This window comes from Sphingomonas sp. LC-1 (genome assembly GCF_025371035.1).
GTDB classification, from domain to species: domain Bacteria; phylum Pseudomonadota; class Alphaproteobacteria; order Sphingomonadales; family Sphingomonadaceae; genus Sphingomonas; species Sphingomonas sanguinis_E.
Window position 1 is genome coordinate 115723 of record NZ_JANZXB010000003.1, and the last position, 25967, is coordinate 141689.

General features: G+C 66.6%; 25 protein-coding genes. 15 read left to right on the top strand and 10 right to left on the bottom strand.

All coding sequences use genetic code 11. The features are described from left to right. Positions 1–25: 25 nt before the first annotated feature. The gene (locus NZL82_RS05440) at positions 26–148 is read right to left on the bottom strand and encodes a hypothetical protein (protein WP_261268762.1); all 123 of its coding nucleotides are present in this window, start codon (positions 146–148) and stop codon (positions 26–28) included. A gap of 137 nt (positions 149–285) precedes the next feature. Between NZL82_RS05440 and NZL82_RS05445 the strand changes: the two genes are divergently transcribed. Both NZL82_RS05445 and NZL82_RS05450 read left to right on the top strand, forming a co-directional pair. After that, the gene (locus NZL82_RS05445; RefSeq protein WP_261268763.1) at positions 286–1140 is read left to right on the top strand and encodes an MBL fold metallo-hydrolase; all 855 of its coding nucleotides are present in this window, start codon (positions 286–288) and stop codon (positions 1138–1140) included. 62 nt (positions 1141–1202) lie between these two features. After that, positions 1203–1553: a VOC family protein gene (locus NZL82_RS05450; protein WP_261268764.1), complete on the top strand. Its 351-nt coding sequence runs from the start codon at positions 1203–1205 to the stop codon at positions 1551–1553. 27 nt (positions 1554–1580) lie between these two features. Here NZL82_RS05450 and NZL82_RS05455 read toward each other — a convergent pair whose 3' ends face one another. Continuing rightward, positions 1581–1760 carry a hypothetical protein gene (locus NZL82_RS05455; protein WP_007403839.1) on the bottom strand — a complete coding sequence of 60 codons (180 nt, stop codon included), beginning with the start codon at positions 1758–1760 and terminating at the stop codon, positions 1581–1583. A 158-nt stretch (positions 1761–1918) separates the two neighbouring features. Here NZL82_RS05455 and NZL82_RS05460 point away from each other — a divergent pair, with 158 nt between their 5' ends. Beyond that, a complete protein-coding gene (locus tag NZL82_RS05460) occupies positions 1919–4054 on the top strand; it encodes a TonB-dependent receptor (protein WP_261268765.1) in 2136 nt (711 codons plus the stop codon). Between the two features lie 390 nt (positions 4055–4444). Continuing rightward, positions 4445–5695 (top strand): arsenic transporter, encoded by a 1251-nt coding sequence (locus NZL82_RS05465; protein ID WP_261269045.1) that lies wholly within the window; start codon positions 4445–4447, stop codon positions 5693–5695. Positions 5696–5733: 38 nt separating this feature from the next. On the opposite strand, the gene NZL82_RS05470 is transcribed toward NZL82_RS05465, so the two are convergent. The 3 genes from NZL82_RS05470 to NZL82_RS05480 all read right to left on the bottom strand — a co-directional run bounded on the left by NZL82_RS05470 (position 5734) and on the right by NZL82_RS05480 (position 8568). Continuing rightward, positions 5734–6957, bottom strand: a complete 1224-nt coding sequence (locus NZL82_RS05470) for a threonine synthase (RefSeq protein ID WP_261268766.1) — start codon at positions 6955–6957, stop codon at positions 5734–5736. 59 nt (positions 6958–7016) lie between these two features. Continuing rightward, entirely contained in the window at positions 7017–7796 is a 780-nt protein-coding gene (locus NZL82_RS05475) for an SDR family oxidoreductase (protein WP_261268767.1), read from the bottom strand. 139 nt (positions 7797–7935) lie between these two features. Next, complete coding sequence (locus tag NZL82_RS05480; RefSeq protein WP_261268768.1) at positions 7936–8568, bottom strand: DUF2238 domain-containing protein; 633 nt, start codon at positions 8566–8568, stop codon at positions 7936–7938. Positions 8569–8673: 105 nt separating this feature from the next. On the opposite strand from NZL82_RS05480, the gene NZL82_RS05485 reads away from it, so the two are divergent. The 4 genes from NZL82_RS05485 to NZL82_RS05500 all read left to right on the top strand — a co-directional run bounded on the left by NZL82_RS05485 (position 8674) and on the right by NZL82_RS05500 (position 11980). Beyond that, the gene (locus NZL82_RS05485; protein WP_261268769.1) at positions 8674–9417 is read left to right on the top strand and encodes a dienelactone hydrolase family protein; all 744 of its coding nucleotides are present in this window, start codon (positions 8674–8676) and stop codon (positions 9415–9417) included. A gap of 108 nt (positions 9418–9525) precedes the next feature. Next, the gene (locus NZL82_RS05490; RefSeq protein ID WP_261268770.1) at positions 9526–10107 is read left to right on the top strand and encodes a TadE/TadG family type IV pilus assembly protein; all 582 of its coding nucleotides are present in this window, start codon (positions 9526–9528) and stop codon (positions 10105–10107) included. Beyond that, positions 10104–10652, top strand: a complete 549-nt coding sequence (locus tag NZL82_RS05495) for a TadE/TadG family type IV pilus assembly protein (protein WP_261268771.1) — start codon at positions 10104–10106, stop codon at positions 10650–10652. The genes NZL82_RS05490 and NZL82_RS05495 overlap by 4 nt, the downstream gene beginning before the upstream one ends. Before the next feature lie 2 nt (positions 10653–10654). Beyond that, positions 10655–11980 (top strand): TadE/TadG family type IV pilus assembly protein, encoded by a 1326-nt coding sequence (locus NZL82_RS05500; protein ID WP_261268772.1) that lies wholly within the window; start codon positions 10655–10657, stop codon positions 11978–11980. 18 nt (positions 11981–11998) lie between these two features. On the opposite strand, the gene NZL82_RS05505 is transcribed toward NZL82_RS05500, so the two are convergent. Beyond that, entirely contained in the window at positions 11999–13783 is a 1785-nt protein-coding gene (locus tag NZL82_RS05505) for an ABC-F family ATP-binding cassette domain-containing protein (protein ID WP_261268773.1), read from the bottom strand. A 119-nt stretch (positions 13784–13902) separates the two neighbouring features. On the opposite strand from NZL82_RS05505, the gene NZL82_RS05510 reads away from it, so the two are divergent. The 3 genes from NZL82_RS05510 (at position 13903) to NZL82_RS05520 (ending at position 16327) form a co-directional block, all read left to right on the top strand. Then, complete coding sequence (locus NZL82_RS05510; RefSeq protein ID WP_314732872.1) at positions 13903–14214, top strand: hypothetical protein; 312 nt, start codon at positions 13903–13905, stop codon at positions 14212–14214. A 42-nt stretch (positions 14215–14256) separates the two neighbouring features. After that, the gene (locus NZL82_RS05515; protein WP_261268775.1) at positions 14257–14946 is read left to right on the top strand and encodes a response regulator transcription factor; all 690 of its coding nucleotides are present in this window, start codon (positions 14257–14259) and stop codon (positions 14944–14946) included. 70 nt (positions 14947–15016) lie between these two features. Then, complete coding sequence (locus NZL82_RS05520; RefSeq protein ID WP_261269046.1) at positions 15017–16327, top strand: HAMP domain-containing sensor histidine kinase; 1311 nt, start codon at positions 15017–15019, stop codon at positions 16325–16327. Positions 16328–16527: 200 nt separating this feature from the next. Here NZL82_RS05520 and NZL82_RS05525 read toward each other — a convergent pair whose 3' ends face one another. Then, the gene (locus NZL82_RS05525; RefSeq protein WP_261268776.1) at positions 16528–17529 is read right to left on the bottom strand and encodes an LLM class flavin-dependent oxidoreductase; all 1002 of its coding nucleotides are present in this window, start codon (positions 17527–17529) and stop codon (positions 16528–16530) included. Between the two features lie 49 nt (positions 17530–17578). Then, entirely contained in the window at positions 17579–19825 is a 2247-nt protein-coding gene (locus NZL82_RS05530; protein ID WP_261268777.1) for a S8 family peptidase, read from the bottom strand. 219 nt (positions 19826–20044) lie between these two features. On the opposite strand from NZL82_RS05530, the gene NZL82_RS05535 reads away from it, so the two are divergent. Together NZL82_RS05535 and dapD are read left to right on the top strand one after the other, a co-directional pair. Further along, the gene (locus tag NZL82_RS05535) at positions 20045–20707 is read left to right on the top strand and encodes a pyrimidine 5'-nucleotidase (protein WP_261268778.1); all 663 of its coding nucleotides are present in this window, start codon (positions 20045–20047) and stop codon (positions 20705–20707) included. A gap of 2 nt (positions 20708–20709) precedes the next feature. After that, positions 20710–21537 (top strand): 2,3,4,5-tetrahydropyridine-2,6-dicarboxylate N-succinyltransferase, encoded by an 828-nt coding sequence (gene dapD, locus NZL82_RS05540; protein WP_261268779.1) that lies wholly within the window; start codon positions 20710–20712, stop codon positions 21535–21537. Positions 21538–21793: 256 nt separating this feature from the next. Here the strand turns inward: dapD and NZL82_RS05545 are convergent, their stop codons facing one another. Next, a complete protein-coding gene (locus NZL82_RS05545; protein ID WP_261268780.1) occupies positions 21794–23335 on the bottom strand; it encodes a glycine betaine ABC transporter substrate-binding protein in 1542 nt (513 codons plus the stop codon). Further along, positions 23332–24087 carry an ATP-binding cassette domain-containing protein gene (locus NZL82_RS05550; RefSeq protein ID WP_261268781.1) on the bottom strand — a complete coding sequence of 252 codons (756 nt, stop codon included), beginning with the start codon at positions 24085–24087 and terminating at the stop codon, positions 23332–23334. The genes NZL82_RS05545 and NZL82_RS05550 overlap by 4 nt, the downstream gene beginning before the upstream one ends. 153 nt (positions 24088–24240) lie before the next feature. Here NZL82_RS05550 and glpX point away from each other — a divergent pair, with 153 nt between their 5' ends. Together glpX and NZL82_RS05560 are read left to right on the top strand one after the other, a co-directional pair. Continuing rightward, positions 24241–25215, top strand: coding sequence for a class II fructose-bisphosphatase (gene glpX, locus NZL82_RS05555; protein WP_261268782.1), 975 nt, complete (start codon positions 24241–24243; stop codon positions 25213–25215). Continuing rightward, on the top strand, positions 25212–25928 hold the full coding sequence (locus tag NZL82_RS05560; RefSeq protein ID WP_261268783.1) for a CPBP family intramembrane glutamic endopeptidase: 717 nt from the start codon (positions 25212–25214) through the stop codon (positions 25926–25928). Before glpX ends, NZL82_RS05560 begins: the two co-directional genes overlap by 4 nt. Positions 25929–25967: the final 39 nt, after the last annotated feature.

Consider the following 25967-nt stretch of genomic DNA (forward strand, 5'->3'; position numbering starts at 1 on the left):
GGGGGGATGGCGGGGGGCTCTGGCCTCAGCGCAGCGTCGATGCCCGCACCGGCTCGTGGTGGACGAAACCGAAATAGCCCGTGACGATCGCCGCCCCGGCGACCAGCAAGACGAGGCCCAACAGCATGGCGAAGAGTCTGACCGACATGAAAAGCCTCCCATGACCTTGCTCCATCAGTGTGTCGGGCGGGGGGCGTTCGCCGCTCATGATCCAGGTCAGTGTGTTCAAGCGATTGTAAGAAAAGGATTATAGGAACCGGGGTTACGGGGTCGGGTTGGGATGGGATGCGGATTCACCATCTCAATTGCGGTACGGACTGCCCGCTGGGCGGTGCGTTGTTCGACGGGCGCAGCCGGGGATTGCTCGGCCATCTCGTCTGCCACTGCCTGTTGATCGAGACCGAGGCGAGCGGACTGGTGCTGGTCGATACCGGCTATGGCCTGCGCGACGTCGCCCATCCGCATCGCCGCCCCGATCCGCGTATTCCCGTGCCATGGCGCGCGATGCTCAATATTCGCCTGCGCGAGGAGGAGACGGCGGTCCGCCAGATCGAGGCGATGGGATATCGGCGCGACGATGTGCGCCATATCGTCCTGACCCATCTCGACTTCGACCATGCCGGCGGGCTGGAGGATTTCCCGAATGCGACGGTGCATGTGATGCGCCGCGAATTCGACGATGCGGCGGGCCCCCATGCCGGGGTCGTCGCGCGCAATCGCTGGCGCGCACCGCAATGGGACGAGGTCGCGCGGTGGCAATTGCACAGCGCGGGAGGGCAAGGCTGGTTCGGGTTCGACGCGGTGCGCGACTTGGCCGGCCTGCCACCGGAAATCCTGCTGGTTCCGCTACCGGGTCACACCTGGGGCCATGCGGGCGTCGCGATCCGGCAGGCCGGCGGCCGCTGGTTGCTTCATGCGGGGGATGCCTATTTCTACCGGGGCGAGATGCGCACGGCGAAGCGCCGCTGCACGCCGGGCCTGCGCGCCTATCAGCGATTGATGGAGGTCGATGCGACCGCCCGCCTGTCCAATCAGAGGCGGCTGCGCGCGCTGTCGATCGAGCGGCGGGACGAAGTGGCGATCACCTGCGCCCATGATCCGGTCGAATGGGAACGCTGTCGAGACGGCGATCCGCTCTAGCACTGGCCTTGGCGGGCACGGCGCGGCAGGGTGTCGCATCGTCCCGTCGAAAGGGTAGGGCCATGAACCACCATTGCGTCGCCATCGTCCCCACCAGCGATATGGATGCCAGCACCGCCTTCTACCGGCTGCTCGGTTTCGAGGTCGCGGCGGACTTCGGCGCGTATCGCATCCTGGAGGACGGACGCGGCTGGCACCTGCATCTGAACCATATGCCCGGCTGGCCTGCGCAAGTGGAGGACAATCCCCTTGGCCTGTATCTCTATGTCGAGGATGTCGATGCGGTCGCCGACCGGGTGCGCGACCGGATCATCGAGCCCGACGCGCCGCACGCCAAGCCCTGGGGCACCTATGAATTCGCGGTGAGCGATCCCAGCGGGGTGTTGGTAAGGATCGGACGGATCATTCGATAGGGGCACTTGCCCCAGGTCGATCGGCCCCTAGTGGAGCTTGGCGATCGACAGTCCGTCTTCCTTGGCGCGGGCCTTGACCGATTCCTCGCTGCGGGTCAGCGCCTTGGCGATCGCCTTCAGCGCCATGCCCTTTTTGGCAAGCGTGTGGAGTTTCTGAATCTCGTCGGGCCGCCAGGGCTGGCGGTGTCTCTCGAAACGTTCGGCCATATCCGTAGCATAGCGGGGTTCGGCGGCCCTGACCATGGCGGCCGGACGCATGATGGCTCGCTTACAAATGCGTCATGGAGCGCGACTCCGCTTGCCTTCGCATTGCGGCGCAGCGAAGCAGGCATCACCGGGAGACTATATATCATGCGAGTATGTCTATGCGTCTTTATGCCCTGCTGTGCTGTGTCGCGTCGTCCGCAATAGCCTTTCCGGCGCTGGCCCAGACGCGTGGCGTTCCCACGCCCGATACGGACCAGACCAAGGCGAGCGACGACGCCAGCGACATCGTAGTAACCGCCAAGCGGCTCGACACCGCGCGCGCGCATATCCAGCCGAGCCTGGGCGCGTCGAATTACGAGATCACCAGCGACACGATCAAGGCGCTGCCCGGCGGCGAGAACCAGCAGTTCAACCAGATCCTGCTCCAGGCCCCCGGCGTCGTACAGGACGGGTTCGGCCAGTTCCACGTCCGCGACGACCATAACGGCCTGCAATATCGCATCAACGGCACCATCCTGCCCGAGGGGCTGGCGGTGTTCGGCCAGACCCTGTCGCCGCGCCTGGTCGACAAGGTCAACATCCTGACCGGCGCGTTGCCTGCGCAATATGGCCTGCGCACCGCGGGCGTGATCGACATCACCACCAAGAGCGGGCTGTTCGACAATGGCGGCACCGCCTCCATTTATGGCGGCAGCCACAACACCATCCAGCCGAGCCTGACCTATGGCGGCTCCTCGGGCAGCACCAACTATTTCGTCTCGGGCGATTATCGGCATAGCGGGCTGGGCATCGAGAGCGTCGATGGCCGGTCCAACCCGGTCCATGACGATACCGATCAGTATCAGGGCTTTGCCTATGTCGATCATATCCTCGATGATCAGAACCGGGTGTCGTTCGTCGGCGGTTATTCCAATCAGTGGTTCCAGATTCCCAACCCTGTGGGCCAACAGCCGAGCGGGACGTGGACCGTGGGCGGGCAGAGCACTTTCCCCAGCGAAAAGCTGAACGAGACGCAGCTGGAGAAGACCGGTTTCGGCCAGGTCGCGTTCCTGCACGATGCCGAGCCCTTCACCGTGCAGGCGTCGCTGTTCGCGCGCTATTCCTCGCTCCGCTATCGACCCGATATGCTCGGCGAGTTGCTCTATAATGGGCAGGCACAGCAGGCCTATAAGCAGGACTTCGCGATTGGCGGACAGGTCGATGCCGTCTATCATCTGGGCGATGCGCACACGCTGCGCGGCGGGTTGCTGGTGACGCGCGACCGTTCGACCAGCGATACGACGACCAACGTCTTTCCGGTCGATGCAGGCGGCAACCAGGCGGGCGAGCCCATCGCGATCGTCGACAATAGCGGCAAGACCGCGACCAGCTTCAGCGCCTATCTTCAGGACGAATGGAAGCTACTGCCCAAGCTGACCCTCAACTATGGCGGGCGCTACGACCTCTATAACGGCTATCGGCGCGAAGGGCAGTTGTCGCCGCGCGTCAATCTGGTGTGGCAGCCGGACGGGGTCTATACGCTGCATGCGGGCTATTCGCGCTATTTCGTGCCGCCGCCCTTCGAACTGGTCGGCAATACCAGCATCGGTAAGTTCATCGGGACCAGCGCCTATCCGTCCGTCACGGCCAATGACGTGCCCTATGCCGAGCGGCAGGATTATTTCGACGCCGGGTTCCAGGCCCGGCTCAGCCGCTATTTCACCTATGGCATCGACGCCTATTACCGCATCTCGAGGAACCTGATCGACGAGGGGCAGTTCGGCGCGCCCATCATCCTGACCCCGTTCAACTATCGTCAAGGACGTATCGGCGGGATCGAGGCGAATATGAGCTATGCGCGCGGTGGCCTCCTCGCCTATGCCAATTTCGCGGCGGCCAAGGCCAAGGGGCGCAATATCGTCTCCAGCCAGTTCAGCTTCGGCCAGGACGATCTGGACTATATCGCGCGGCATTACATCTATCTGGATCACGACCAGACGTTCACCGGTTCGGCGGGTCTGTCCTATGCCTTTGGTCAGGGGACCAAGCTGGGCGGCAGCATGATCTATGGCTCGGGGCTGCGGCGGGACGACGACGTCCACTCCATCCCCAACGGGGCCAAGCTGTCACCCTATGCGCAGTTCAACCTGACCGCGAGCCAGCATCTTGCGGGGCCGAACATCGACATACGCTTCGATGTCATCAACCTGTTCGACCATGACTATGAAATCCGCGACGGAAGCGGCGTGGGCGTCGGCGCACCGCAATATGGTCCGCGTCGCGGCTTCTTCGTCGGCGTATCCAAGTCGTTCTGATCGGGTCATCCTCCTTCTCCTCCTTTCCGGGGGAGGAGGATGGCGAAACCCGTCACACCGTCCCCGGCCATTGCCGGGGTGGTGGGGTCGTCCTTCGCCACGGACCCTCGGGAGGGATAGGCAGAGTGTCTTACCCGATCCCGAACTTCTTCATCCGTTCCGGCATACTCGCGCGGCAGGGTGGCAGCGCCAGCATGACGTCTGGCTGAAATCGGTGAAATCCCGGGCCGGGTCCCGGCCGGATCGGATCGTTTGTTTCGCTATCGGGTTGGGAGCGCGGTCGTCGATGGGCGATGACGGGCGGCGGGCATTGCCACGGCTTCCGCCTCTCGCCTATCGCGCGCGATGTCGAAAGGGGCCAGCCCGGCCCGCAGGGGGATGAAGCCGATGGTGACGCTGGCAACGGGCACGACCTGGGCGATTGCGGGACTGTCGACCGCGGGCGTGATCGCGCGGCCGATGCGCTGGCCCGAATGGATCTGGGCGGTGGCGGGGGCGGCGTTGCTGGTCCTGCTCGGCCTGATGCCATGGGACGCGGCGGGGCAGGCGGTTGCCAAGGGGCTCGACGTCTATCTCTTCCTGATCGGCATGATGCTGCTCAGCGAGACCGCGCGCGAACATGGCGCGTTCGACTGGATCGCGGCGACGGCGGTCAACATGGCGGGGCGGTCACGGGCCAGGCTGTTCGCCTTGGTCTATGCGACCGGCGTCGTCGTCACGACCTTCATGTCCAACGACGCCACCGCCGTTGTCCTGACGCCCGCCGTCTTCGTCGCGGCGAAGAAGGCCAAGGCCGATCCGCTGCCCCTGCTGTTCGCCTGCGCGCTGATCGCCAATGCCGCCAGCTTCGTATTGCCCATCTCCAACCCCGCCAATCTTGTCCTCTATGGCGGGCACATGCCGCCGCTGGGGGCGTGGATGAAGGCCTTCGCGCTGCCGTCGATCGCGTCGATCGCGGTCACCTATGCGGTGCTGCGCTGGACGCAGCGTGCCCGGATCGCGGGGAATTGCGAGGCCGATGTGGTGCGCGACGCCCTGTCGACCGGGGGCAAGCTGGCGATGACGGGAATCGTGCTGACCGCGTTGCTGCTCCTGACCATGTCGGCGCTGGACGTGGAACTGGGCCTGCCCACCGCGCTGGCAGGGATTGCGACGGCTGTGATCGTCTCGCTGCTCGCGGGGCGATCGCCTGTGACGCTGGCCAAGTCGGTGTCCTGGGGCGTGCTGCCGCTGGTCGCCGGGTTGTTCATACTGGTCGAGGCGCTGGACCGGACGGGCGTGATCGCCTGGGTCGCGCGGGGGCTTCGCACCATGCTGACCGATCCGACGCGTGCGGCGGCGGTGTCGGGCACGATCCTCGCCTTTGTCAGCAATGCGATGAACAACCTGCCCGCAGGTCTGGTCGCCAGCAGCGCCATCGCGCAGGCGCAGCCGCCCCAGATCGTCACCGACGCGTTGCTGATCGGCGTGGACCTTGGCCCCAACCTGTCCGTCACGGGGTCGCTGGCGACGATATTGTGGCTTCAGGCGATCCGGCGCGAAGGAGAGGATGTGAGTTTCCTCGCCTTCCTCAAGGTTGGGGCGGTGGCGATGCCGTTGGCGCTGCTGGCGGCGTTGGGGATCCGGTTGGCGATCGGATAACACGCCCGTACCTCGCCCCATGGGAACGGAGGTTGGGCTTACAGCGCGTCCAGATCGATCGGCCCGTTCTTGTCCAGCCACTGCCCCGCAGGCGGCAACGGGTATTTCAACCCGGTGGCGCAATTGAACAGTACCACCCGCTCATCCTCATCGACCAGATTGTCGCGTACCGCCTGATGATAAGCGGCCAGCGTCGCGCCCCCCTCGGGACACAGCAGCAATCCGTCGCGCCGGGCGCAATCCTCCACCGCCTTCAGGATCGCCGGGTCGCCGACCGCCAGCGCGGTCCCGCCCGACTCGCGCACCGCCCGCAGGATCAGGAAGTCGCCCACCGCCTTGGGCACGCGGATGCCCGCCGCCACGGTCGCGGCATCCTCCCAGCGCTCGGCATGCTCCTCGCCCGCTTCATAGGCGCGGACGATAGGCGCACAGCCGCTCGCCTGCACCGCATACATGCGCGGGCGTTTCGAGCCGATCCAGCCCAGCCGCTCCATCTCGTCGAACGCCTTCCACATGCCGATCAGGCCGGTGCCGCCGCCGGTGGGGTAGAAGATCGCATCGGGCAATTCCCAGCCCATCTGCGCGGCCAGTTCCAGGCCCATCGTCTTCTTGCCCTCGATCCGATAGGGCTCTTTCAGCGTCGAGAAGTCGAACCAGCGCCCCTCGGCCGCGCCGCGCCCGACGATCGCGCCGCATTCGTCGATCTGGCCATTGACCCGCCACACGCGGGCGCCCTGCGCGGCGATTTCGCGGACATTCACCTCGGGCGTTTCCTCGGGACAGAGGATGACGGTCTCGATTCCGCACCGCACGGCATAGGCGGCCAGCGCCGCGCCCGCATTGCCGTTGGTCGGCATGGCGATCCGGGTCACGCCCAGTTCGCGCGCCATCGCCACCGCCATGACCAGTCCGCGCGCCTTGAACGATCCGGTCGGCAGCCGCCCCTCATCCTTGACCAGCACCGATGCGCCGCCCGAACGGGGGATGGGGACCAACGGCGTCTCGATCTCGCCCAGCGACACGATGCTTTCGGTTCGCCGCACGGGGAGCAGTTCGCGCCACCGCCACAAATCGGTCTGACGCGCGGCGATCGCGTCGCGGGAGACGGCCCGGCCCAGCGCCTCCAGATCGTACCGTACCAGCAGCGGTCGTCCCGCACGCGACAGGCCGTGAAGCCGGTCCGCCTCATAGCGTTCGCCGGTCAGCGAGCATTCCAGATGGGTGACGAAGGTCGGGCGGTCTTCGATAAGGTTGCGATTCATGGGGCCAGCCTATCGGCCGCGATCGCCGGACGCCATAACCTTGCGATCGCGGCCGAAAATCAACCGGGCGCCGCCGCCGACCCGGCCAGCAGGCCGCCATCGATGTTGAACTCCGCACCGGTCACATAGGTCGCTTCGTCCGAGGCAAGCATGACCGCGATCGCCGCGACCTCATCCGCGTCGCCGAAGCGCTTGAGCGGGGTGTCGGCGACCAGGGTCGCCATCCGCGCATCGCGTTCCGCGCCTTCACCCAGCATCGGCTCCCAGATCGGCGTCAATATGGCGGCCGGGTGAATCGAGTTGCAGCGAATCGTCCATCCCTGTTGCGCACAGTAAAGCGCGACCGTCTTGCTATGGTTGCGGATCGCCGCCTTGGACGAGGCATAGGCCGCTGCCCCCGGAATACCGACCAGGCCCGAGCGCGACGAGATATTGATGATCGCGCCCGTTCCCTTCGCCTTCATCGCGCCGATCGCATAGCGGCATCCCAGAAAGGTGCCGTCCAGATTGACCCGGTGCACCGCGCGCCAATCCTCCAGGCTCGCATGTTCCGGGTCGTGGGCGACGGGGCCATGCTCGAACCCGGTGATCCCGGCATTGTTCACGACGACATCGGCGACGGGTATGAACCTGGCCAGCCGGGTCCAGTCCGCTTCCTCGGCGACGTCGAGCGGTTCGAACCGGCATCCCATCGCCGCTGCGGCGTGCGATCCCGTTTCGCTGTCGCGGTCGGTCAAAATGACGGTCGCGCCCTCCTCGTGAAAGCGGCGGGCGATGGCATGGCCGATCCCGCGGCCTGCGCCGGTGACGACGCAAGTCTTGTTCTGCAAACGTGGCATAAGTTTCTCGAAAACATTGGGGGCAGGGAAGGCGGTTCGTACCGCCGTGATGACCTGTGCCGCGTCAGCGGTGCCGCTGGACCATGTCGAGAACTCCGGGTTTCGGGTACGGTGCTTCTACCACCGATGGGGCATGGAATCATCCCCCCCGTGCCTGTCCCCTCACCATGCCCGCCATCTGCCGATCATGGACGCGTGACAGCGTCACCACCGCCGTTACCGCGCCGATAAGGCACATCAGCATATCCCATTGCGTATCCCAGGGATCACCCTGCGTCCCCAGAAACTCATCCGCTCCCTGACCCAGTGCCATGGCCGCCCCGAACTCGATCAATTCATAGGTCGCGCTAACCGCCAGGCAGCAGGCGAGGACCAAGAGGGTCAGCATCCCGCCCTTCGTCAAGCCGCCGCGCCGGACCAGCCATTCGCGAAACACGATCGCGGGTACGAAGCCCTGCGCGAAATGGCCGAGCCGATCATAGGGATTGCGCGCCAGATGCAGCCAGTCCTGCACCCAGCCTCCGGCGGGAACCCGCGCATAGCTGTACGCGCCGCCGAGCATCAGGATCAGCCCATGCACCCCGATCAGCAGCATTGCCAGCTCGGTCAGCGGAAAGTGCCGCCGCCATGCCCAGAGCAGAGGCAGTGCGATCAGCACGGGCGCGATCTCCATCCACCATGTCGCCCGGTCGAAGGGGTGCCATCCCGATGCGATCAGCCCGATCGCCCAGGCCGCGCTCAACAACGCCAGTCGTCTCGTTCGCCGCTCCATCACCGGCACGATAATGGCGTGACGTCGCCCCGCAAGCGCAACTAGGCCGATTGCCGCCGCCGCGCCAGGATGCGAAGGACGACGCCCAGCAAAGGAAGGCCCGCCATGATCATACGCAGCGACGAGTTCCAGGATGTCGAGGTGCCCGGATCGGGCCCGATGCGGATGCATATCTTCCGCCCCGCGATCGAGGGGCGCTTTCCCGGCGTCATGCTGTTTTCCGAAATCTATCAGGTGACCGCGCCGATCCGGCGGCTGGCGGCGATGCTGGCGGGACAGGGCTATGTCGTGGCGGTGCCCGAGGTCTATCATGAATATGAACCGGCGGGCACGGTGCTGGCCTATGACAAGCCGGGCACGGATCGCGGCAACGACCTGAAATTTACCAAGCCGGTTGCGGCCTATGACGCGGATGCGGCGGCGGGGCTGGGTGCGCTGGCGGCGCATCCGGCCTGCAATGGGCGGCTCGGGACGTTCGGCGTGTGCCTGGGCGGGCATCTGGCCTATCGCGCTGCGCTCGACCCGCGCGTGTCGGCAGCGGCCTGTTTCTATGCGACCGACATCCATTCGGGCACGCTGGGCGAAGGGCGTTCGGACGACAGCCTGGCGCGGATGGCCGAATTGAAGGCGGAGACGATGTTCGTCTGGGGGCGGCAGGATCCGCACGTCCCCTATGCCGGGCGTGAGACGATCCGTGCGCGGCTGGAAGAGGTCGGCGCTTCGTACGAATGGCATGAGGTGGCGGGGCAGCACGCCTTCCTGCGCGACGAGGGGCCGCGTTACGATCCGGCCCTGTTTCTCCAGGCCATGGGCTGGACGCTGGCGCTCTATGCCCGTGCGCTTCGATAGGGCGGAAATATCGGGTCCGTAACGAAAAAATCGTTTCGGGTCCGCGATCGCTTGCGGAAGTTTTAACGAGTTGTGACCGATATGGGCAGGCAAGAGACCTGCCCAGACATGCCATTCCCCTCCCTCCCGCGCCGTCGCTCCGGCCCTTCGCGTTCGATCCTTTTCGATGCGCGTGGGGCGACGATCGTCGAGTTCGCGCTTGTCGCGACGCCGTTCATCGCGCTGCTGCTCGCGATCATGCAGGCCAGCCTGGCCTATCTGGCGCAGGAGGCGCTGGAGAGCGCGGTCGAGGTCGCGGCGCGCAGCGTCATCACCGGCCAGGCCCAGGCCGGCGACATACAGGGCAGCGGCACCGGCATGACCCAGGCCCAACTCGCCGAGCGCTTCCGTCGGAACGGCTGCGCCGCGCTGCCCTCGTTCATGTCCTGCGCGCGGCTTTACGTCGATGTGAAGAGTGCTGCGACCGGTACCGCGCTGGGCAGCAATGCCATGTCGCTGACCTTCGATGCGAATGGAAAGCCGACCAACAGCTTTTCCTATGATCTGGGCGAGCAAGGGGCGCTGGTCATGGTCCGCTTCATCTATCTCTGGCCGATGCGGGTCGCGCCGAACGCCGACCTGACCGGCAAGGGCAGTGGGCAGACCGTCCTGATGGCGACCTCGGTCTCCAAGTCCGAGGCCTATACGTGATCCGGGGCCTGTCGCGCCGCGTCGCGGCCATGCGCGACCGGCGCGGGGTCGCGATGGTCGAGTTCGCGCTGACCCTGCCGGTGATGCTGGTTCTGTATCTGGGCGGAGTTCAGCTTCAGGACGGGATCGCCTGCAACCGCAAGGTGACGATCGCCACCCGTGCGGCCAGCGACCTGATCTCGCAGAACACCACCAGCCAGATTTCCGCGCGCGAGGTCGACGACAATCTGAAACTCGCGACGCAGGTGCTGCTGCCCTATGCCGCGAGCGGGGCGACGGTCCGCGTCACCCAGGTCGGGACGGTCGACGGCCGGACGAGCGTGATGTGGAGCCGGGGCCTGAACATCGCGCCCTATGTCCGCGGCAGTGCGATCACCATCCCGCCCGAAATGCGACTGAACGGCACCTATTTCCTGTTTGCCGAAGTCACTTATGCCTACCGCCCGCCCAATTCCTTCGGGGCGATCGGGCCGCTGGCGCTCAAGGATTCGCTTTACATGATCCCCCGCAACACCGACCAGATCAATTGTCCGGACTGTCTGTGACCATGGCCCTTACCCGGAGCTTTTCGCTCCGTACCATGCTCCGCCAGCGTCGTGGCAACGTCATGATGATGTTCGCGCTGGCACTGGCGCCGCTGACATGCTCGATCGGCATGGGGGTCGATTACGCCCGCGCCATGAAGTCGCAGACCAAGCTGAATGCCATTGCCGACGCCGCCGCCCTGCTGGCGGTCAGCAAGAGCGCGATGCAGGCGGATGACGGCTATGCGGCCTATGTCGCCCGGCAGTTCTTCGTGCTGCAATCGGCGTCCCTGATAAAGTCGAGCGGGATCACGCTGTCCAACCTGACGATCCAGGCCCCCACCGACGCCAGTGGCCGCCGGACCGCGACGGTCAGCTATCGCGCGACATCGAGCAACGTCTTTGCCCGCGTCATGGGGCTGAACAACCTGACCATTTCGGGCAAGTCGGCGACGACCAACGCGACCGCGCCGGATATCGACTTCTACATGCTGCTCGACGTGTCCAACTCGATGGCGCTGCCCACCACCACCGCCGGATTGGCCAAGGTCGCGGCCAGCAATTCGAGCGGTTGCCAATTCGCCTGTCATACGGTCACCGGCACGCCGATGGGGCGGGACAGGAACGGCAATATGACGGACCTGTACGGCGTCGCCAAATCCTATGGCCTGCCCCTGCGTATCGATGAGGAGGGACGCGCGGTGTCCAAGCTCGCCGCGAACGCCACCAGCACGTCGAGCAAGAATGGCGCCGACTATCGGATCGCGATCGCGACCTTCCGCGGACAGGGTGCGTTCTCCATTCTTCAGCGGCGAACCGACAGAATGGCCGATGCGGCGCAGACCACGCAGGACCTGGTCCCCTATCAATTCTACAAGAACGGGTGCCCCACCTCGGCCTGCAAGACGACCGATCCGGGTTATGGGGACAATGACACGGCGGTCAGCGACGCCATGGAACAGATGAACAGCCAGTTGATCACCGACCCCGGCACCGGGATCAACAGAAATGCGCCGCAGGCGGTGATGTTCATCGTCACCGACGGGGTGCGCGACGAACGCCGGACCAACAACCAGCCGGAGGTCGTGATCGACACCGCCAAATGCGACATGATCAAGGCGCGCGGCGTTCGTATCGCGGTGCTCTATACGGAATATCTGCCGGAATCGCTGACCGGTAACCGGTTCGGGCAATCGGCGGTCGCGCCCTATCTCTACAAGGTCGAACCGGCGCTGAAGGCCTGTGCCTCGGCCGGCCTCTATACCAAGGTCACGACCGACCAGGACATATACAGCGCCCTCGACGCGCTGTTCCAGAATGCGGTGGCGACCGCGCGCATCACCAACTGACGCGCGCGGGGCGGGGGGTCACCCCGCCAGCGCCTCCGCCTGTTCGGCCAGTTCCAGCCAACGCATCTCGGCCGCGTCCTTTTCCTCGCGCGCTTTTTCGATCGCCTTCATCAACCGGTCGAACTGGGCGGGGTCCTTGGCATAAAGGTCGGGGTCGGCGAGCTTCGCCTCGTCGCGTGCAATTCCCGACTCCAGTTCCTCGACCCGCTTGGGCAGCAGTTCGTAGTCGCGCTGGTCCTTGTAGCTCAGCTTGGTCTTGGCCTGTGCGGGGGCGGCGGGGGAGGGGGCGGCCTTGGCCGGGGCCTTCTTCGCTTCCGTCGGCTGTTTGCGCTTGGCGACCCAATCGGCATAGCCGCCAGCCACCACATCGACCGTGCCCGACCCGTCGAGCCCCAGCGTCACCGTCACCGTGCGGTCGAGGAAGTCGCGGTCGTGGCTGACGATCAGGACGGTGCCGTCATAGTCGCCGATCACCTCCTGAAGCAGGTCGAGCGTCTCCAGGTCGAGATCGTTGGTCGGCTCGTCGAGCACCAGCAGATTGGATTCGCGGGCGAATTCGCGGGCGAGCAGCAGACGCGACCGCTCGCCGCCCGACAGTGTCCCGATCTTCGCCTCGGCCAGCGAGGGGTCGAACAGGAACTCCTTGAGATAGCCGTGGATATGCTTGCGGACCCCGCGCACGTCGATCCAGTCGCCGCCGTCCGCCAGCACCTCGCGCACCCGCTTTTCCGGGGCCATCAGCTTGCGCTGCTGGTCGATGATGACGCCGTCCAGCGTCTTGGCGAGGAAGACCGTGCCTTCGTCCGGCTCGATCTCGCCGGTCAGCAGCTTGAGCAGCGTCGTCTTGCCCGCGCCGTTTGCGCCGACCAGGCCGATCCGGTCGCCGCGCGTCACCTTCAGGCTCAGGTCCTTGATGATCGTGCGGTCGCCATAGCGCTTGGTGACATGCTCGGCCTTGATGACCTCCTTGGTCTTCACATCGTCCGACGCGATGCCCAGCTTCGCCGCGCCCTGCGGCCCGATCATCGCGGCGCGGGTGGCGCGCATCTGGTGCAGCTTTTCCAGACGGCCCTGGTTGCGCTTGCGCCGCGCGGTGACGCCCCGGTGGAGCCAATGCTCTTCGATCTTGAGCTTGGCGTCGAGCTTCTCGGCGGCGCGCTGTTCCTCGGCATAGACCTGTTCGGTCCAGGCGTCGAAGCCGCCGAAACCCACCTCGTTGCGCCGCATCTGGCCGCGGTCGAGCCACAGCGTCGACTTGGTGAGGCGGGTCAGGAAGGTGCGGTCATGGCTGATGACGACGAACGCGCCGGTGAAGCGCTTCAGCCAGTCCTCCAGCCATTCGATCGCTGCGAGGTCGAGATGGTTGGTCGGCTCGTCGAGCAGCAGCACGTCGGGATTCATCGCCAGCGCGCGCACGATCGCCGCGCGCCGCTTCTCGCCGCCGCTGGCGGTCGAGGCATCGCGGGTAAGGTCGATGCCGAGCTGTCCGGCGATCGCCTCCGCCTCATAGCTTTCCGGCGCGCCTTCGCCCGACAGGACATAGTCCATCAGCGTGGCGCAGCCGGTCAGGTCGGGGTCTTGCTCGAGATAAACGACATGGGTGCCGGGCACGATCATACGCCGCCCCTCGTCCGAATCGATGATCCCCGCGATCAGCTTCAGGAGCGTCGATTTGCCCGCCCCGTTACGCCCGATCAGCGCCAGCCGGTCGCGCGGACCGATATGGATGTCGAGATGCCGGAAGAGCCAGCCCGAGCCTTGAACAAGGCCCAGGTCTTCGTAGGAAAGAACGGGTGCTGCCATGATGGCATTGCAGTTAGGGGCGCGGGGGGAACCGGGCAAGCGCCTCGCGCGCTGTCGCGCCGCTGTATGATCCATTCAGAGGCTGTTCAACGGTTGCCCGCTATGCCAGTTTCATGTCGATGACCGTCCTTTTGGCTCTGCTTGCCGCACCAATGGGTTCGCCGCCGATGGTTGAGCCTTTGATGGGAATGGCCCCCGATCAGCGTCGCGGTGACCAGATGCGCGCGTTCCAGGCGCGCCGGGAAGGCAATTTGTCGTTACGTGAAATCGAACAGCGGGTCGTGCCCACTATGCGCGATTCGCAATATATCGGTTTCGACTATGATGCGAGCGCACAGATTTACACGCTCAAATTCCTGCGCAATGGAACGGTCATCTGGGTGGAAGTGGACGGGCGTACCGGCAAGGTCATCGGCCGGACCGACGGCTGACCGCCGCCGCTTCCGCCAAAGGGGAATGATAGGAGTTTTGCGATGCGCGTTCTGATCGTCGAGGACGAGCCCAATCTCGGCCAGCAGTTGAAGTCCACCCTGGAGGGGGCGGGCTATGCCATCGACCTTGCCACCGATGGCGAGGAGGGGCATTTCCTGGGCTCGACCGAGAGTTACGATGCGATCGTCCTCGACCTGGGTCTGCCCGAAATCGACGGGCTGACCGTGCTCGACCGGTGGCGCAAGGAGGGCAAGACCACGCCGGTCCTCGTCCTGACCGCGCGCGACAGCTGGTCGGACAAGGTCGCCGGGCTGGATGCTGGGGCCGACGATTATGTCGCCAAGCCGTTCCAGACCGAGGAACTGATCGCCCGCCTCCGCGCGCTGATCCGCCGCGCCAGCGGCAATGCCTCGTCCGAGCTGACGGCAGGCGATGTCCGCCTCGACACGCGTTCGGGCAAGGTCACCCGCGCGGGCGAGCCGGTGAAGCTGACCGCGCAGGAATATAAGCTGCTCTCCTATCTGCTCCATCACAAGGGCAAGGTGGTCAGCCGTACCGAGCTGATCGAGCATATCTATGACCAGGATTTCGACCGCGATTCGAACACGATCGAGGTGTTCGTGACGCGTATCCGCAAGAAGCTGGGCCAGGATGTGATCACGACCATCCGGGGCCTAGGATACAGCCTGGACGATCCGGCGGCGGGCGGCGCGGCAGGGGCGGTGGCCTGAAGGCCAGTTCCTCGTGAAGGACGGACACACCTCGCGCCCGACCCTGCGGACGGGATCGCTGTCGCGTCGCATGATCCTGATCGCGGCGGCGTGGATATTGGTCCTGCTGACCGGCGGCGGTTTCGCACTCGACCGGGTGCTGGTGACGGCGGTCACGCAGAATTTCGACGATCGCCAGGCCTATGTGCTGCAATCCCTGCTCGTATCCGCCGCGGTGGATTCGCAGGGCGAGGTCTGGTTCAATCGCGAACCCGCCGATCAGGGTTTTCTGGAACCCGGATCGGGCGTCTATTGGCAGGTGTCGGGCAAGGGGCATGATCCCTTTCCGTCCCGGTCGCTGTGGGATCGGCATCTGGCCTATGGCACGCCGCACAATGACGATACGATCCACGTCTATACCAGCAACCAATTTCCCGATGAACGGCTGCGCATCGTCGAACGCGATGTGAAACTGCCCGGATCGGACGTGCGCTGGCGGTTCCAGGTGGCGCAGCGCACGACGGGGCTCGATGCGCAGATCGGGGCGCTTCGCCGGACCCTGGTGCGCAGCTTCGCGCTGCTCGGAGTCGGCCTGTTGCTGATGGCCGCAATGCAGACCTTTTACGGCCTCTATCCGCTTCGCCGGGTGCGTGAGGAGATTGCCGAGATGCGCGCCGGGCGGGCCAATCGCATTTCCGATGCGATGCCCAACGAAGTGGCGCCGATGGTCGAGGAACTCAACGCGCTGATCGAGCATAACGAGAAGCAGGCCGAGGAAGCGCGGCGTCATGCCGGCAATCTCGCCCATGCGCTCAAGACGCCGCTGACCGTCATCATGAACGCCGCGACCGCCAAGTCCGAAGATCTGTCCGAGACCGTGATCCGTGAGGCGCGGACGATGCGGCGACAGGTGGACCACCATCTCGCCCGCGCCCGTGCGGTCGGGCGGCGCGGCTCCGCGCATAGCCGGGCGGATGTCTGGCCCAGCCTGGAATCGGTCGAGCGCGCCGTGGGCCGCCTCTATCGCCATGTCCGTATCGACATTGACGGGCCCAAGGACCTGGCGGTCCATGTCGAGCGGCAGGATCTAGACGAGATGCTGGGCAATCTGGTCGAGAACGCGGCCAAATATGGCGGCGGCAGCGTCTTCGTGACGGTGGGAGCCCAGGCCGGGTTCGTCGAGATATTGGTCGAGGACGACGGCACCGGCATTCCCGAGAACGAACGCGTCCGCATCTTCGACCGCGGCGTCCGGCTCGACACGGGCAAGCCCGGCACCGGCCTGGGCCTCGCCATCGTGCGCGACGTGGCGGAGATTTACGGCGGCACGGTGTCGCTGGAGGAAAGCGAGGATCTGGGCGGGCTGCTGGTCCGGCTCCGCCTTCCGGCAGCGGTGGGGTAGCACCTTCCGACTTTCCGGTTCGCGCGGAGGCGCGGAGAACGCGGAGGGGGTGTGCCGAGCGGCACGCTCGATACTTCCTCACGAGCCGGTGGGGGTGAAGGACGGGCGGTGCCGCCAGGTACGACACCTCCGCGTTCTCCGCGCCTCCGCGCGAACAAAATTTCCTTCGCGCCGTCATGCCTCCGCGCGAAATTCCAGGATCAGGCCGTCACCGTCTCCAGGGCATCCATCGCCCGCGCCGCAATGCCGATCGAGCGCTTGCGCGCCTCATGGTCAAAGATCGCACTCACCACCATCACCTCATCGACCTTGGTCCGCTCGACAAAGGCGGCAAGCTGACGCTCTACCGTCTCCCGCGAGCCGATTGCCGAGCAGGACAGGACGGATCCGAGAATCGCCGCGCCTTGTACGCCGAGACTATCGCGATAGCCGGGGACGGGCGGGGGGAGTTTGCCGGGGCGACCGGTGCGCAGGGCGACGAAGGCTTGTTGCTGCGAACTCGCCAGCAATTCCGCTTCCTCATCGGTATCGGCGGCGAAGACGTTGAACCCCGCCATCGCATAGGGCTTGTCCAGCACCGCCGAGGGCCGGAAATCCCGCCGATAGATGGCCAGCGCATCGTCCAGCGCGTCGGGCGCGAAATGCGAGGCGAAGGCGTAGGGAAGCCCCAGCGCGGCGGCGAGTTGCGCGCCGTACAGGCTCGACCCCAATATCCACATTTGGGGCTTTGCCCCCGCGCCCGGCGTCGCGACGATGCCGGTCTGGCCGTCATCGGCGAAATAGCTTTGCAGCTCCATCACGTCGCGCGGGAAGGCGTTGGGATCGCTGTCCAGCGTCCGGCGCAGCGCGCGGGCGACGCGCTGGTCCGATCCGGGCGCGCGGCCCAGCCCCAGGTCGATCCGGCCGGGGAACAGCGCATCGAGCGTCCCGAACTGCTCGGCGATGGTCAGCGGTGCGTGATTGGGCAGCATGATGCCGCCCGCACCGATCCGGATCGTCCTGGTCGCCGCACCGACATGCGCTAGCACCACGGCCGTTGCGGCCGATGCAATGCCCGTCATGCCGTGATGCTCGGCGGTCCAATATCGGTGGAAGCCGCTTGCCTCCGCATGGGCGGCGAGGTCGGCGGCGTTGGCCAACGCCTGCGCCACGGTGCCGCCTTCGATGACGGGCACCAGATCGAGCAAGGAATAGCGTGTCATGACAGCTAGATGGGGATGCGCGGCCGCCCCCGCCAGCCAAGACCGCGTATCAGAAGGTCAAGCCATACTTCATCGCCATCCCGCGCTCGGGCGGCAGGGCGGCGATATGGCCGGAATCGCGCCGCCAGAAGATATGGGTCGACAATTGCCCGGCGCCCAGCGGCACCGCATGGCGCAGCTCCGCCAACAACTCGCGGCCCGTCGGGGCGAGCGACAGGCGGTTGGTGGTCCAGCCATCGACCTGTCCCCCGGCATAGTCCCAATGCGACGGCAGGCGCAGGTCAAGCCCACCGGTCATCACCCGCAAGGGTTGGGACAGGCGAAGGTCGAGCTGGTCGCCGCCGAACAGGCCACGCTTGCCCGCCTCGACCGACCAGGACCGGCTGGCCAGCATCCCGCCGCCCAGTCCGCCATCCGCGCGGGTCCATCCGCTGCGCCAGCGCATCGCCAGCGCCCAGCCGCCGCCCGCATCGCTCCACCGGGCGGAGGTGTCGGCGAACCAGCTCGTCCCCCGCGCCTGTCCCAGCGCGCCGCCGAACCAGCCGCCCAGCACGGTCGATCGCTCGGCCAGTCGCGTGACGCCCATCATCAACGCCACCGGCCCCAGCGGGCGGTCGACTGCCAGGCTGGCCTGGTCATAGGTCGGCGGGACCATCCCCGGGGCGGGGGCGGCGAAACGGCCATTCTCGGCCATCATGCTCACCCCCAGTCCGCCCAGCCGGTGATGCAGCGCGGCCGAGGCGCGGGGCGCTCGGTCGACGCCGAAGCCGGGATCCGCGAGCAGAAAGGCCGCGCCCGACTGCCCCGTCCAGCCGGAGATCAGCGCGTCCCCGGCGCTGGCGAAGCCGAACCCGACCATCGTGTCCGGGCTGAGCATTTGGGTCACGCTGCCCGCGACGATCCGGCGGGTTGCGCCGGACGCATCGGCGGGGACGATGGCACGCAGCCGGGCTTCGCCGGGCATCTGCACCGCACTGGTCAGCGCAACCGTGCGGGTGCCGTCGCGGACCGCTGCGCCCTCGATCCGGCCGAGCAGCGCGGGGGCGAGCAATGCACGGGGGCTCGCCTGCGCCACGGTGGCGGACAGATCGACCTGATAGGCGCGGGCATAGCCGTCCAGCGCGACGAGGTTCAGCCCCTGCACCCGCGCATCGCCCATGGCGGGGGAAAGCCGCGCATTGACCGTCATCGACACCGCGGCGGTGCCGCCCGCGACACTCATCGCGCCGACCGGCTGGAAGGCGGCGGTCAGGTCCAGCGTGCCCCGGCCATAGACGCTGTCGGTACCGCCGGTCCCCGCCTCGCGCGCGGTGCGAAGCAGCAGGTCGGCGATCTGCGCCCCGGTCAGGTTGGGAAAGGCCTGGGCCAGCAGCGCGGCCGCGCCGGTGATCTGCGGCGCGGCAAAGGAGGTACCCGACCAGAGCAGCCGCGTACCGCTGGCATCCGGGGCCTCCACCCGCTCGCCCAGCGCGGTCAGATAATGGGCGGCGGACTGACCCGCCCGGTTGCTGAAGGAAGAGATGGTGCCGCTCTGTCCGATCGATCCGGCGATGATGACCTGTCCGCGCGCCACCGAATCATTGTTCGCGATCTGCGCCAGCAAGGTCGGATCGGACTCGCCGTCATTCCCGGCGGAGATGACGATCACCATTCCGGCGGCGGTGGCCCGGTTGATCGCGGCCAGCAGCGCGGAGGGCGGGGTGTCGTTGGAGCCGAGCGAGATGTTGACCACCCGGGCCCCCGCCTGCCGCGCGACGTCCAGCCCGCGCGCGATCGAGGTGGAGGAGAAGGAGCATTTGCCGCCCAGCCCGCCATCGGTGCCGCTGCTCGTCCCGCAACTGCCCGGCTCGTCGGCGCGCAGGACCAGGATGGTCGAATCGAACGCCACGCCCTGGGCGCGGTTGCCGCCGCGTCCGCCCGCGGCGGTGAAGGTGACGGCGGTGCCATGCCCGTCCTCGTCCCCGGTGCCCCGCGTGCCCGCAAGATCGGTCGAGGCGCTGGCAATTCGTCCGGTGAACAGCCCGGTCCGCGTATCGAGCCCCGAATCGATCACGCCTAGCGTCACGCCCGCGCCGGTCGCCCCGCGCTGATAGGCGGCCAGCGCGTTCATCGACACTGCGCCGCTCGTCGCGCGGTAGCCCGCCGTGTCGTAATTCTGCGTCGGTGCCGGTGTCGGGGTGGGCGTCGGCGTAGGGGATGGAGTCGGTGTCGGCGTGACGGTCGGGGGTGTCGGGGTCGACTGGACGCCGCCACCCCCGCCACAGGCCGACAGCATCGCCGTCATGGCACAGGCCATGCCCCCCATCGCCATTCCGCGCGCCGAACCGATCCCCGCCATTTTACCCTTCGCCCCGCGCCCTTGGCTTGTCGGATTGTCATAGAGCGGGTTGGACCCGGTGCGAAGGGGGCGCGAGAGGGGGGAAAGGACAAGTCGGGACGATCGGGCCCGGATGATGGCCCGATCCGCGATGCACGGCTTGCGACGCTTCGGCCGCGCGCCTAAACGCTGGCCGCGATGCTGCCCGCCCTTGCCCATATCGACGCCTGGATCTTCGATCTGGACAATACGCTCTATCCCGCGAGCGCCAATCTGTTCGCGCATATCGACCGGCGAATGACCGCGTTCGTCGGCGAGCTGCTGGGGCTGGAGCCTGACGAAGCGTTCCGCGTGCAGAAGGAATATTTCCATGCGCACGGCACGACGCTGGCCGGGCTGATGGCCGAGCATGATGTCGATCCCGCCGCTTTCCTGGCCTATGTCCACGATATCGAGATGGACGTGCTGGAACAGGACGCGCCGCTCGCCGCCGCGCTGGCCAAGCTGCCGGGGCGCAAGCTGGTCTTCACCAATGGCGACAAGCCCTATGCGCTGAAGGTGCTCGACCGGCTGGGGCTGGGCAGCCATTTCGAGGCGGTGCACGACATCACCGCCATGGGTCTCGTCCCCAAGCCGCAGCCATCCGCCTATGCGGGGCTGTGCGCGGCGTTCGACATCGATCCGACCCGTGCCATCTTCTTTGAGGACATGGCGCGCAACCTGATCCCCGCCAAGGCGATCGGGATGACGACCGTGTGGGTCGACAACGGCTCCGAACAGGGGCCCGAGGCCGCCCGCGACCATATCGACTACACCGTCCACGCGCTGACGCCGTGGCTGACGAGCATTTTGGAGGACTGACGATGGCTCACGAACTGGCCGCCACCATCGATGCTGCCTGGGAAAACCGGGCCGAGCTGGATTTCGCCACCCAGGGCGAGGCGCGGATCGCCGTCGACCGCGCGCTGGCACTGCTCGACCGGGGCGAGGCGCGCGTCGCCGAGCCCGATGGCAATGGCGGCTGGACGGTCAACCAGTGGCTGAAAAAGGCGGTGCTGCTGTCGTTCCGCCTCAACGACAATGTCCTGATCGATAACGGGCCCGGTGCGGGCCACTGGTTCGACAAGGTGCCGTCGAAGTTCAGCGGCTGGTCGGAAGCCGAATTCCGCGCTGCCGGCTTCCGCGCGGTGCCCGGCTCGGTCGTGCGGCGCGGCGCGCATGTCGCCAAGGGCGCGATTCTGATGCCCAGCTTCGTCAATATCGGCGCCTATGTCGGTGAGGGTACGATGGTCGACACTTGGGCGACCGTGGGCAGCTGCGCACAGATCGGCAAGAACGTCCATCTGTCGGGCGGCGCGGGCATCGGCGGCGTGCTGGAGCCGCTGCAGGCGGGGCCGGTCATCATCGAGGACGGCGCGTTCATCGGCGCGCGGGCCGAAGTCGCCGAGGGCGTTCGCGTCGGTGAGGGCGCGGTGCTGTCGATGGGCGTCTATCTGGGCGCTTCGACCAAGATCATCGATCGCGAGACGGGCGAAGTCTTCCGCGGCCATGTGCCGCCTTATTCGGTGGTGGTGCCCGGCACGACGCCTTCGGTGGATGGCAAGCCGGGCCTGTACTGCGCGGTGATCGTCAAGCGCGTCGATGCACAGACCCGCTCGAAGACCAGCATCAACGACCTGCTGCGCGACTGATTCTAGCAAGCCCCTCCCGCCTGCGGGAGGGGCTTAAGGTTCACGCGAAGCCGCGAAGTCGCGAAGAAGAATGAGTTTCGCGCGGAGGCGCGGAGAACGCAGAGGTGTTGGGCACGGCGACAGCCTTCATCCTGCCTAATTTGCCTGTGAAAAAAACAGAACGATCGCCCAGCGCGACCCTCCTCCGCGTCTCCGCGCCTCCGCGCGAACCAAAATCTTTTCTGCTTCGCGTCTTCGCGGCTTCGCGTGAACCAAATTACAATCCCACCCGCTTGGCCAGCCACCGCGCCGCCGCTTCCGGGCTTTCCTTGGCCGCGTCATTCCGGTCGACCCGGTAGTTCGCCTCGCGCATCGCCTCGACCGGAATGCGGTTCAGCATCGGGCGCAGCGCCTCCACGAATTTCGAGTCGCCGGCGCGATCCTTCGCCACCAGCAACACCGCGTCATAGCCGGGGATCGCCCGCTTCGGATCGCTCAGCACCGTCAGTCGATCCGCCGCGATCCGCCCGTCCGAGGAAAAGGCGGAGATGACATCCGCCCGCCCGCTATCCAGCGCGCGGTACATGAAGGTTGGGCTGTACGGCGTCATGCCGGCGAAATGCAGCGCATAGGCATCGCGCACCGCCGCCCATTCGGGCCGGTCGAGAAATTCCAGATCGCTGCCCAGTTTCAGGCGCGGCGCGACCCCCGCCAGATCGCTCAGCGAGCGCACGCCCAGCCGGTTCGCCAGCGGCGTCTTCATCGCAAAGGCATAGGCATTTTCGAACCCCAGCGGCCCCAGCATCGTGACATCGCGGGTCGCCGTCCATTGTTCGAGGGCCGCCAGCATCGCGTTTCGAGCCGGGGAATCATGCCGGTGCATCGCGGTGGTCCACAGCGTCCCCGCATAATCGACATAGACGTCCACCCGGCCCGCCGCCGTCGCCTCGAACGCCACCGCCGAACCCAGCCCGTCGCGATAGCTGACCGAATAGCCGGCACGGGTCAGACGGTCGCCGATCAGCCGGGCGAGGATATATTGCTCCGAAAAGTTCTTGGCGCCGATCACCACCTCGCGGCGCGGCTCGCCCCGATGCGGCCAGAGCGGTTGCGTCGCCAGCCCGCAGCCGAGCGCCAGCGCGACCAGCCCGCCGATCCACAGGCCCCGCTTGCGACGTGCCAGACCCCGCTCGATCAGCCCGATCAGCGCATCGACTGCCAGCGCCAGCGCCGCCGCCGCCACGCATCCGGCCAGCACCAATGTCCAGGCCTGGGTCTGCAGCCCGGCAAAGATCATATCGCCGAGCGACGGCTGCCCGACCGTGGTGGACAGCGTGGCCGCGCCGATCGTCCACACCGCCGCCGTCCGGATACCGGCCGCCAGCACCGGCGCGACCAGGGGGGCCTCGACCAGACGCAGCTTCTGGCCCCGTGTCATCCCCACGGCGTCGGCGGCCTGCAACACCGCCGGATCGAGCCCGAGCAGCCCCGTCACCCCGTTTCGCAGGATCGGCAACAGCGCATACAGCGTCAGCGCCAGCAAGGACGGCAGGAAACCCAGCGCCGGTATCCCGCCGCCGACCAACCCCGACAGGCTGAGCAGCACGGGATAGAAGAGCGCAAGCAGGGCCAGCGCCGGAATGGTCTGCACCAGACTTGCCAGGCCCAGCGCGACCCGCGACAGGCCCGGTCGCCGCGCACAGGCAAAGGCCAGCGGCACCGCAATGACGATGCCGAGCAGCAGCGCGGCCATGCTGACCAGCACATGCTGGGCGAGGAGCGGGGGTATGCGCGACAGGGCGTCGAGGAAACCGCTCATGCCCGCAGCGCCGCCAGCCGCTCGGCCTGGTGCCGGGGCACCGCCATCAGCGCTTGCGCCGCCGCGCCGCCTTCGCCCGCGACCAGTTGCGCGGGCGTGGCGTCGGCGACGATCCGCCCGCGCTCCATCACCAGCACCCGGTCCGCCGTCAGCAGCGCCTCCGCCATGTCATGGGTGACGAGCAGCGTCGTCAGCCCCAGTCTTTCATGAAGCGCCACCAACCGCCCCGCCACCGCATCGCGGGTCACCGGGTCGAGCGCGCCCAGCGCTTCGTCGAGCAACAGGATCGGCGGTTCGGTCGCCAGGGCGCGGGCGATCGCGACCCGCTGGCGCTGACCGCCGGACAGGGCATCGGGCATGCGGTTCGCCACATCGCGGGGCAGGTCGACCAGATCGAGCATCTCCTCCACCCGTCCGCCTGTCGTGCGTCCGGTCAGGCGGAAGCCGATCGCGATATTGCCCGCCACCGTCATGTGGGGGAACAGGCCATGCTGTTGAAAGACATAGCCGATTCGGCGGCGCAGGGCGTGGGGCGGCTCCGCCATGACGTCGCGTCCGTCGATGAGGACGCGACCGCTATCGGGTGTTTCCAGCCGATTGATCGTCCGCAGCAAAGTCGATTTGCCCGATCCCGACGCACCGACCAGCGCGACGAACGTACCGCGCGCGATCGTCAACGACACATGATCGACCGCCGTCACCGCGCCATAGCGGCGGCACAGATGGTCGAGCACGATCATCGGGTCGGGCATGGTGGGCGATCATGAGGATGCAACATGGATCGGTCAAACGCCCCGATCACCCTTTCCGCCGCAGGCGTCGAAGCTTTCGGACTGTTCCTCGTCCATTCGGCGCGATAAGGCATGTAAAACATGTTCAACAAACGCCTTGGCGTCAGGAGAGTTATGAGCCAGATCGACCATCAGACCGCCAGCGACGTCCTCGACCGGGTCCTCGTCTTAGAAATGGTGCGGGTGACCGAGGCGGCGGCGATCGCCGCGTCCACGCTGGTCGGTCGGGGCGACGAAAAGGCGGCCGATGCGGCTGCGGTCGAGGCGATGCGCGCCGCGCTCAACGAACTCGACATGGACGGCACCGTCGTCATCGGTGAGGGCGAGCGCGACGAGGCGCCGATGCTGTTCATCGGCGAAAAGGTCGGCACCGGTCAGGGGCCGGAGATCGACATCGCGCTCGATCCGCTGGAGGGCACGACCATCTGCGCCAAGGCGGGGCCGAACAGCCTGGCGGTGCTGGCGATCGCGGAGAAGGGGCATCTGCTCAACGCGCCCGACGTCTATATGGACAAGATCGCGGTCGGCCCCGGCTATCCGGCGGGCGTCATCGACCTGGATCGCAGCCCCAGCGACAATATTCGCGCCATTGCCGAGGCCAAGGGGGTGAAGCCCGGCGATATCGTGGTCTGCGTGCTCGACCGTCCGCGTCACGAAGGGCTGTTCGCCGAGTTGCGGTCGCTGGGTTGCGGCGTGGTGCTGATCGGTGATGGCGATGTGGCGGGCGTGATTGCGACCACCGACCCGGAAACGACGATCGACGTCTATATGGGGTCGGGCGGCGCGCCGGAGGGAGTGCTGGCCTGCGCCGCGCTGCGCTGCGTCGGGGGGCAGTTCAAGGGGCGGCTGCTGTTCCGTAATGACGCCGAGCGGTCTCGTGCGCATAAATGGGGCGTGACCGATCTCGACAAGCAATATGACCTGACCGAACTGGCGCAGGGCGACTGCATCTTCGCGGCGACCGGCGTGACCGATGGCTCGCTGCTGGCGGGTGTGAAGCGGCACGCCAAAGTGATGACGACCGAGAGCGTCGTGATGCGCGCCTCGTCCGGCACGGTCCGCTGGGTGAAGGGGCAGCATCGCCTATGATCCTCGCCGCCGTCCTCCTCTTCGCCTCGCTGGCGGGGATATGGTGGTTTCAGAAGGGCGATCTGGGCGAGTATCGGCGATTCAAGGCGCTGAACGATGGTCATTCGCGCCGGATGCGGTTCCGGCTGTGGCTGGCTCGTTCGGCGCTCGCCTTTCTGGCGCCGGTGCTGGTCGGACTGCTCCTGCTCGGGCGGCTGGATGCGATGGCGGTCATGCCGGGCGAGTTTGGCGGGCTGGCGGGTGCGATGCCGTCGATCTTCCACGACGACGATGCGATACGGCCGATGCTGATCGGCGGTGCGGTCGGCGGGTTGGTGGCGGCGGCGGTGCTGGCACGCCTGCGCAAGCGCAAGCCGCTGGGCGATGTGTCGGCCCTTCTTCCCCGCGAACGGCGCGAACTGAAATATGGCGCGGCGCTCAGCGTGATGGCGGGCGTGACGGAAGAGGCGTTTTTCCGCCTCTATCTACCGCTGTTGATCGCAATGGTGACGGGGCAGGCGGGGGTCGGTTTCCTGGCGTCGCTCCTGCTGTTCGGGGCGATGCATCGCTATCAGGGGTGGGCCGGGATCATCGCCACCACCGCCCTGGGGGCGGTGATGACCGGGCTGTACCTGATGACCGGGGCCTTGTGGGTGGTGATGCTGGTCCATGTGTTGGTGGACCTGAACGGCCTCGTCGTCACGCCATTGCTGAGCGGGACGCTACGCCGTTGAAGGCGGAACGGTGTGCTTGCCAGAGGCCCCAGCCTGCGC

Coding starts and splice junctions, on each gene's coding strand:
- NZL82_RS05525 (WP_261268776.1), bottom strand. CDS start 17,529: ATGACACGCTATTCCTTGCTCGATCTGGTGCCCGTCATCGAAGGCGGC.
- dapD (WP_261268779.1), top strand. CDS start 20,710: ATGGCTCACGAACTGGCCGCCACCATCGATGCTGCCTGGGAAAACCGG.
- NZL82_RS05500 (WP_261268772.1), top strand. CDS start 10,655: ATGGCCCTTACCCGGAGCTTTTCGCTCCGTACCATGCTCCGCCAGCGT.
- NZL82_RS05515 (WP_261268775.1), top strand. CDS start 14,257: ATGCGCGTTCTGATCGTCGAGGACGAGCCCAATCTCGGCCAGCAGTTG.
- NZL82_RS05455 (WP_007403839.1), bottom strand. CDS start 1,760: ATGGCCGAACGTTTCGAGAGACACCGCCAGCCCTGGCGGCCCGACGAG.
- NZL82_RS05530 (WP_261268777.1), bottom strand. CDS start 19,825: ATGGCCTGTGCCATGACGGCGATGCTGTCGGCCTGTGGCGGGGGTGGC.
- NZL82_RS05485 (WP_261268769.1), top strand. CDS start 8,674: ATGATCATACGCAGCGACGAGTTCCAGGATGTCGAGGTGCCCGGATCG.
- NZL82_RS05505 (WP_261268773.1), bottom strand. CDS start 13,783: ATGGCAGCACCCGTTCTTTCCTACGAAGACCTGGGCCTTGTTCAAGGC.
- NZL82_RS05535 (WP_261268778.1), top strand. CDS start 20,045: ATGCTGCCCGCCCTTGCCCATATCGACGCCTGGATCTTCGATCTGGAC.
- NZL82_RS05475 (WP_261268767.1), bottom strand. CDS start 7,796: ATGCCACGTTTGCAGAACAAGACTTGCGTCGTCACCGGCGCAGGCCGC.
- NZL82_RS05470 (WP_261268766.1), bottom strand. CDS start 6,957: ATGAATCGCAACCTTATCGAAGACCGCCCGACCTTCGTCACCCATCTG.
- NZL82_RS05490 (WP_261268770.1), top strand. CDS start 9,526: ATGCCATTCCCCTCCCTCCCGCGCCGTCGCTCCGGCCCTTCGCGTTCG.
- NZL82_RS05440 (WP_261268762.1), bottom strand. CDS start 148: ATGTCGGTCAGACTCTTCGCCATGCTGTTGGGCCTCGTCTTGCTGGTC.
- NZL82_RS05520 (WP_261269046.1), top strand. CDS start 15,017: ATGATCCTGATCGCGGCGGCGTGGATATTGGTCCTGCTGACCGGCGGC.
- NZL82_RS05560 (WP_261268783.1), top strand. CDS start 25,212: ATGATCCTCGCCGCCGTCCTCCTCTTCGCCTCGCTGGCGGGGATATGG.
- glpX (WP_261268782.1), top strand. CDS start 24,241: ATGAGCCAGATCGACCATCAGACCGCCAGCGACGTCCTCGACCGGGTC.
- NZL82_RS05450 (WP_261268764.1), top strand. CDS start 1,203: ATGAACCACCATTGCGTCGCCATCGTCCCCACCAGCGATATGGATGCC.
- NZL82_RS05480 (WP_261268768.1), bottom strand. CDS start 8,568: ATGGAGCGGCGAACGAGACGACTGGCGTTGTTGAGCGCGGCCTGGGCG.
- NZL82_RS05460 (WP_261268765.1), top strand. CDS start 1,919: ATGCGTCTTTATGCCCTGCTGTGCTGTGTCGCGTCGTCCGCAATAGCC.
- NZL82_RS05445 (WP_261268763.1), top strand. CDS start 286: ATGCGGATTCACCATCTCAATTGCGGTACGGACTGCCCGCTGGGCGGT.
- NZL82_RS05545 (WP_261268780.1), bottom strand. CDS start 23,335: ATGAGCGGTTTCCTCGACGCCCTGTCGCGCATACCCCCGCTCCTCGCC.
- NZL82_RS05510 (WP_314732872.1), top strand. CDS start 13,903: ATGACCGTCCTTTTGGCTCTGCTTGCCGCACCAATGGGTTCGCCGCCG.
- NZL82_RS05550 (WP_261268781.1), bottom strand. CDS start 24,087: ATGCCCGACCCGATGATCGTGCTCGACCATCTGTGCCGCCGCTATGGC.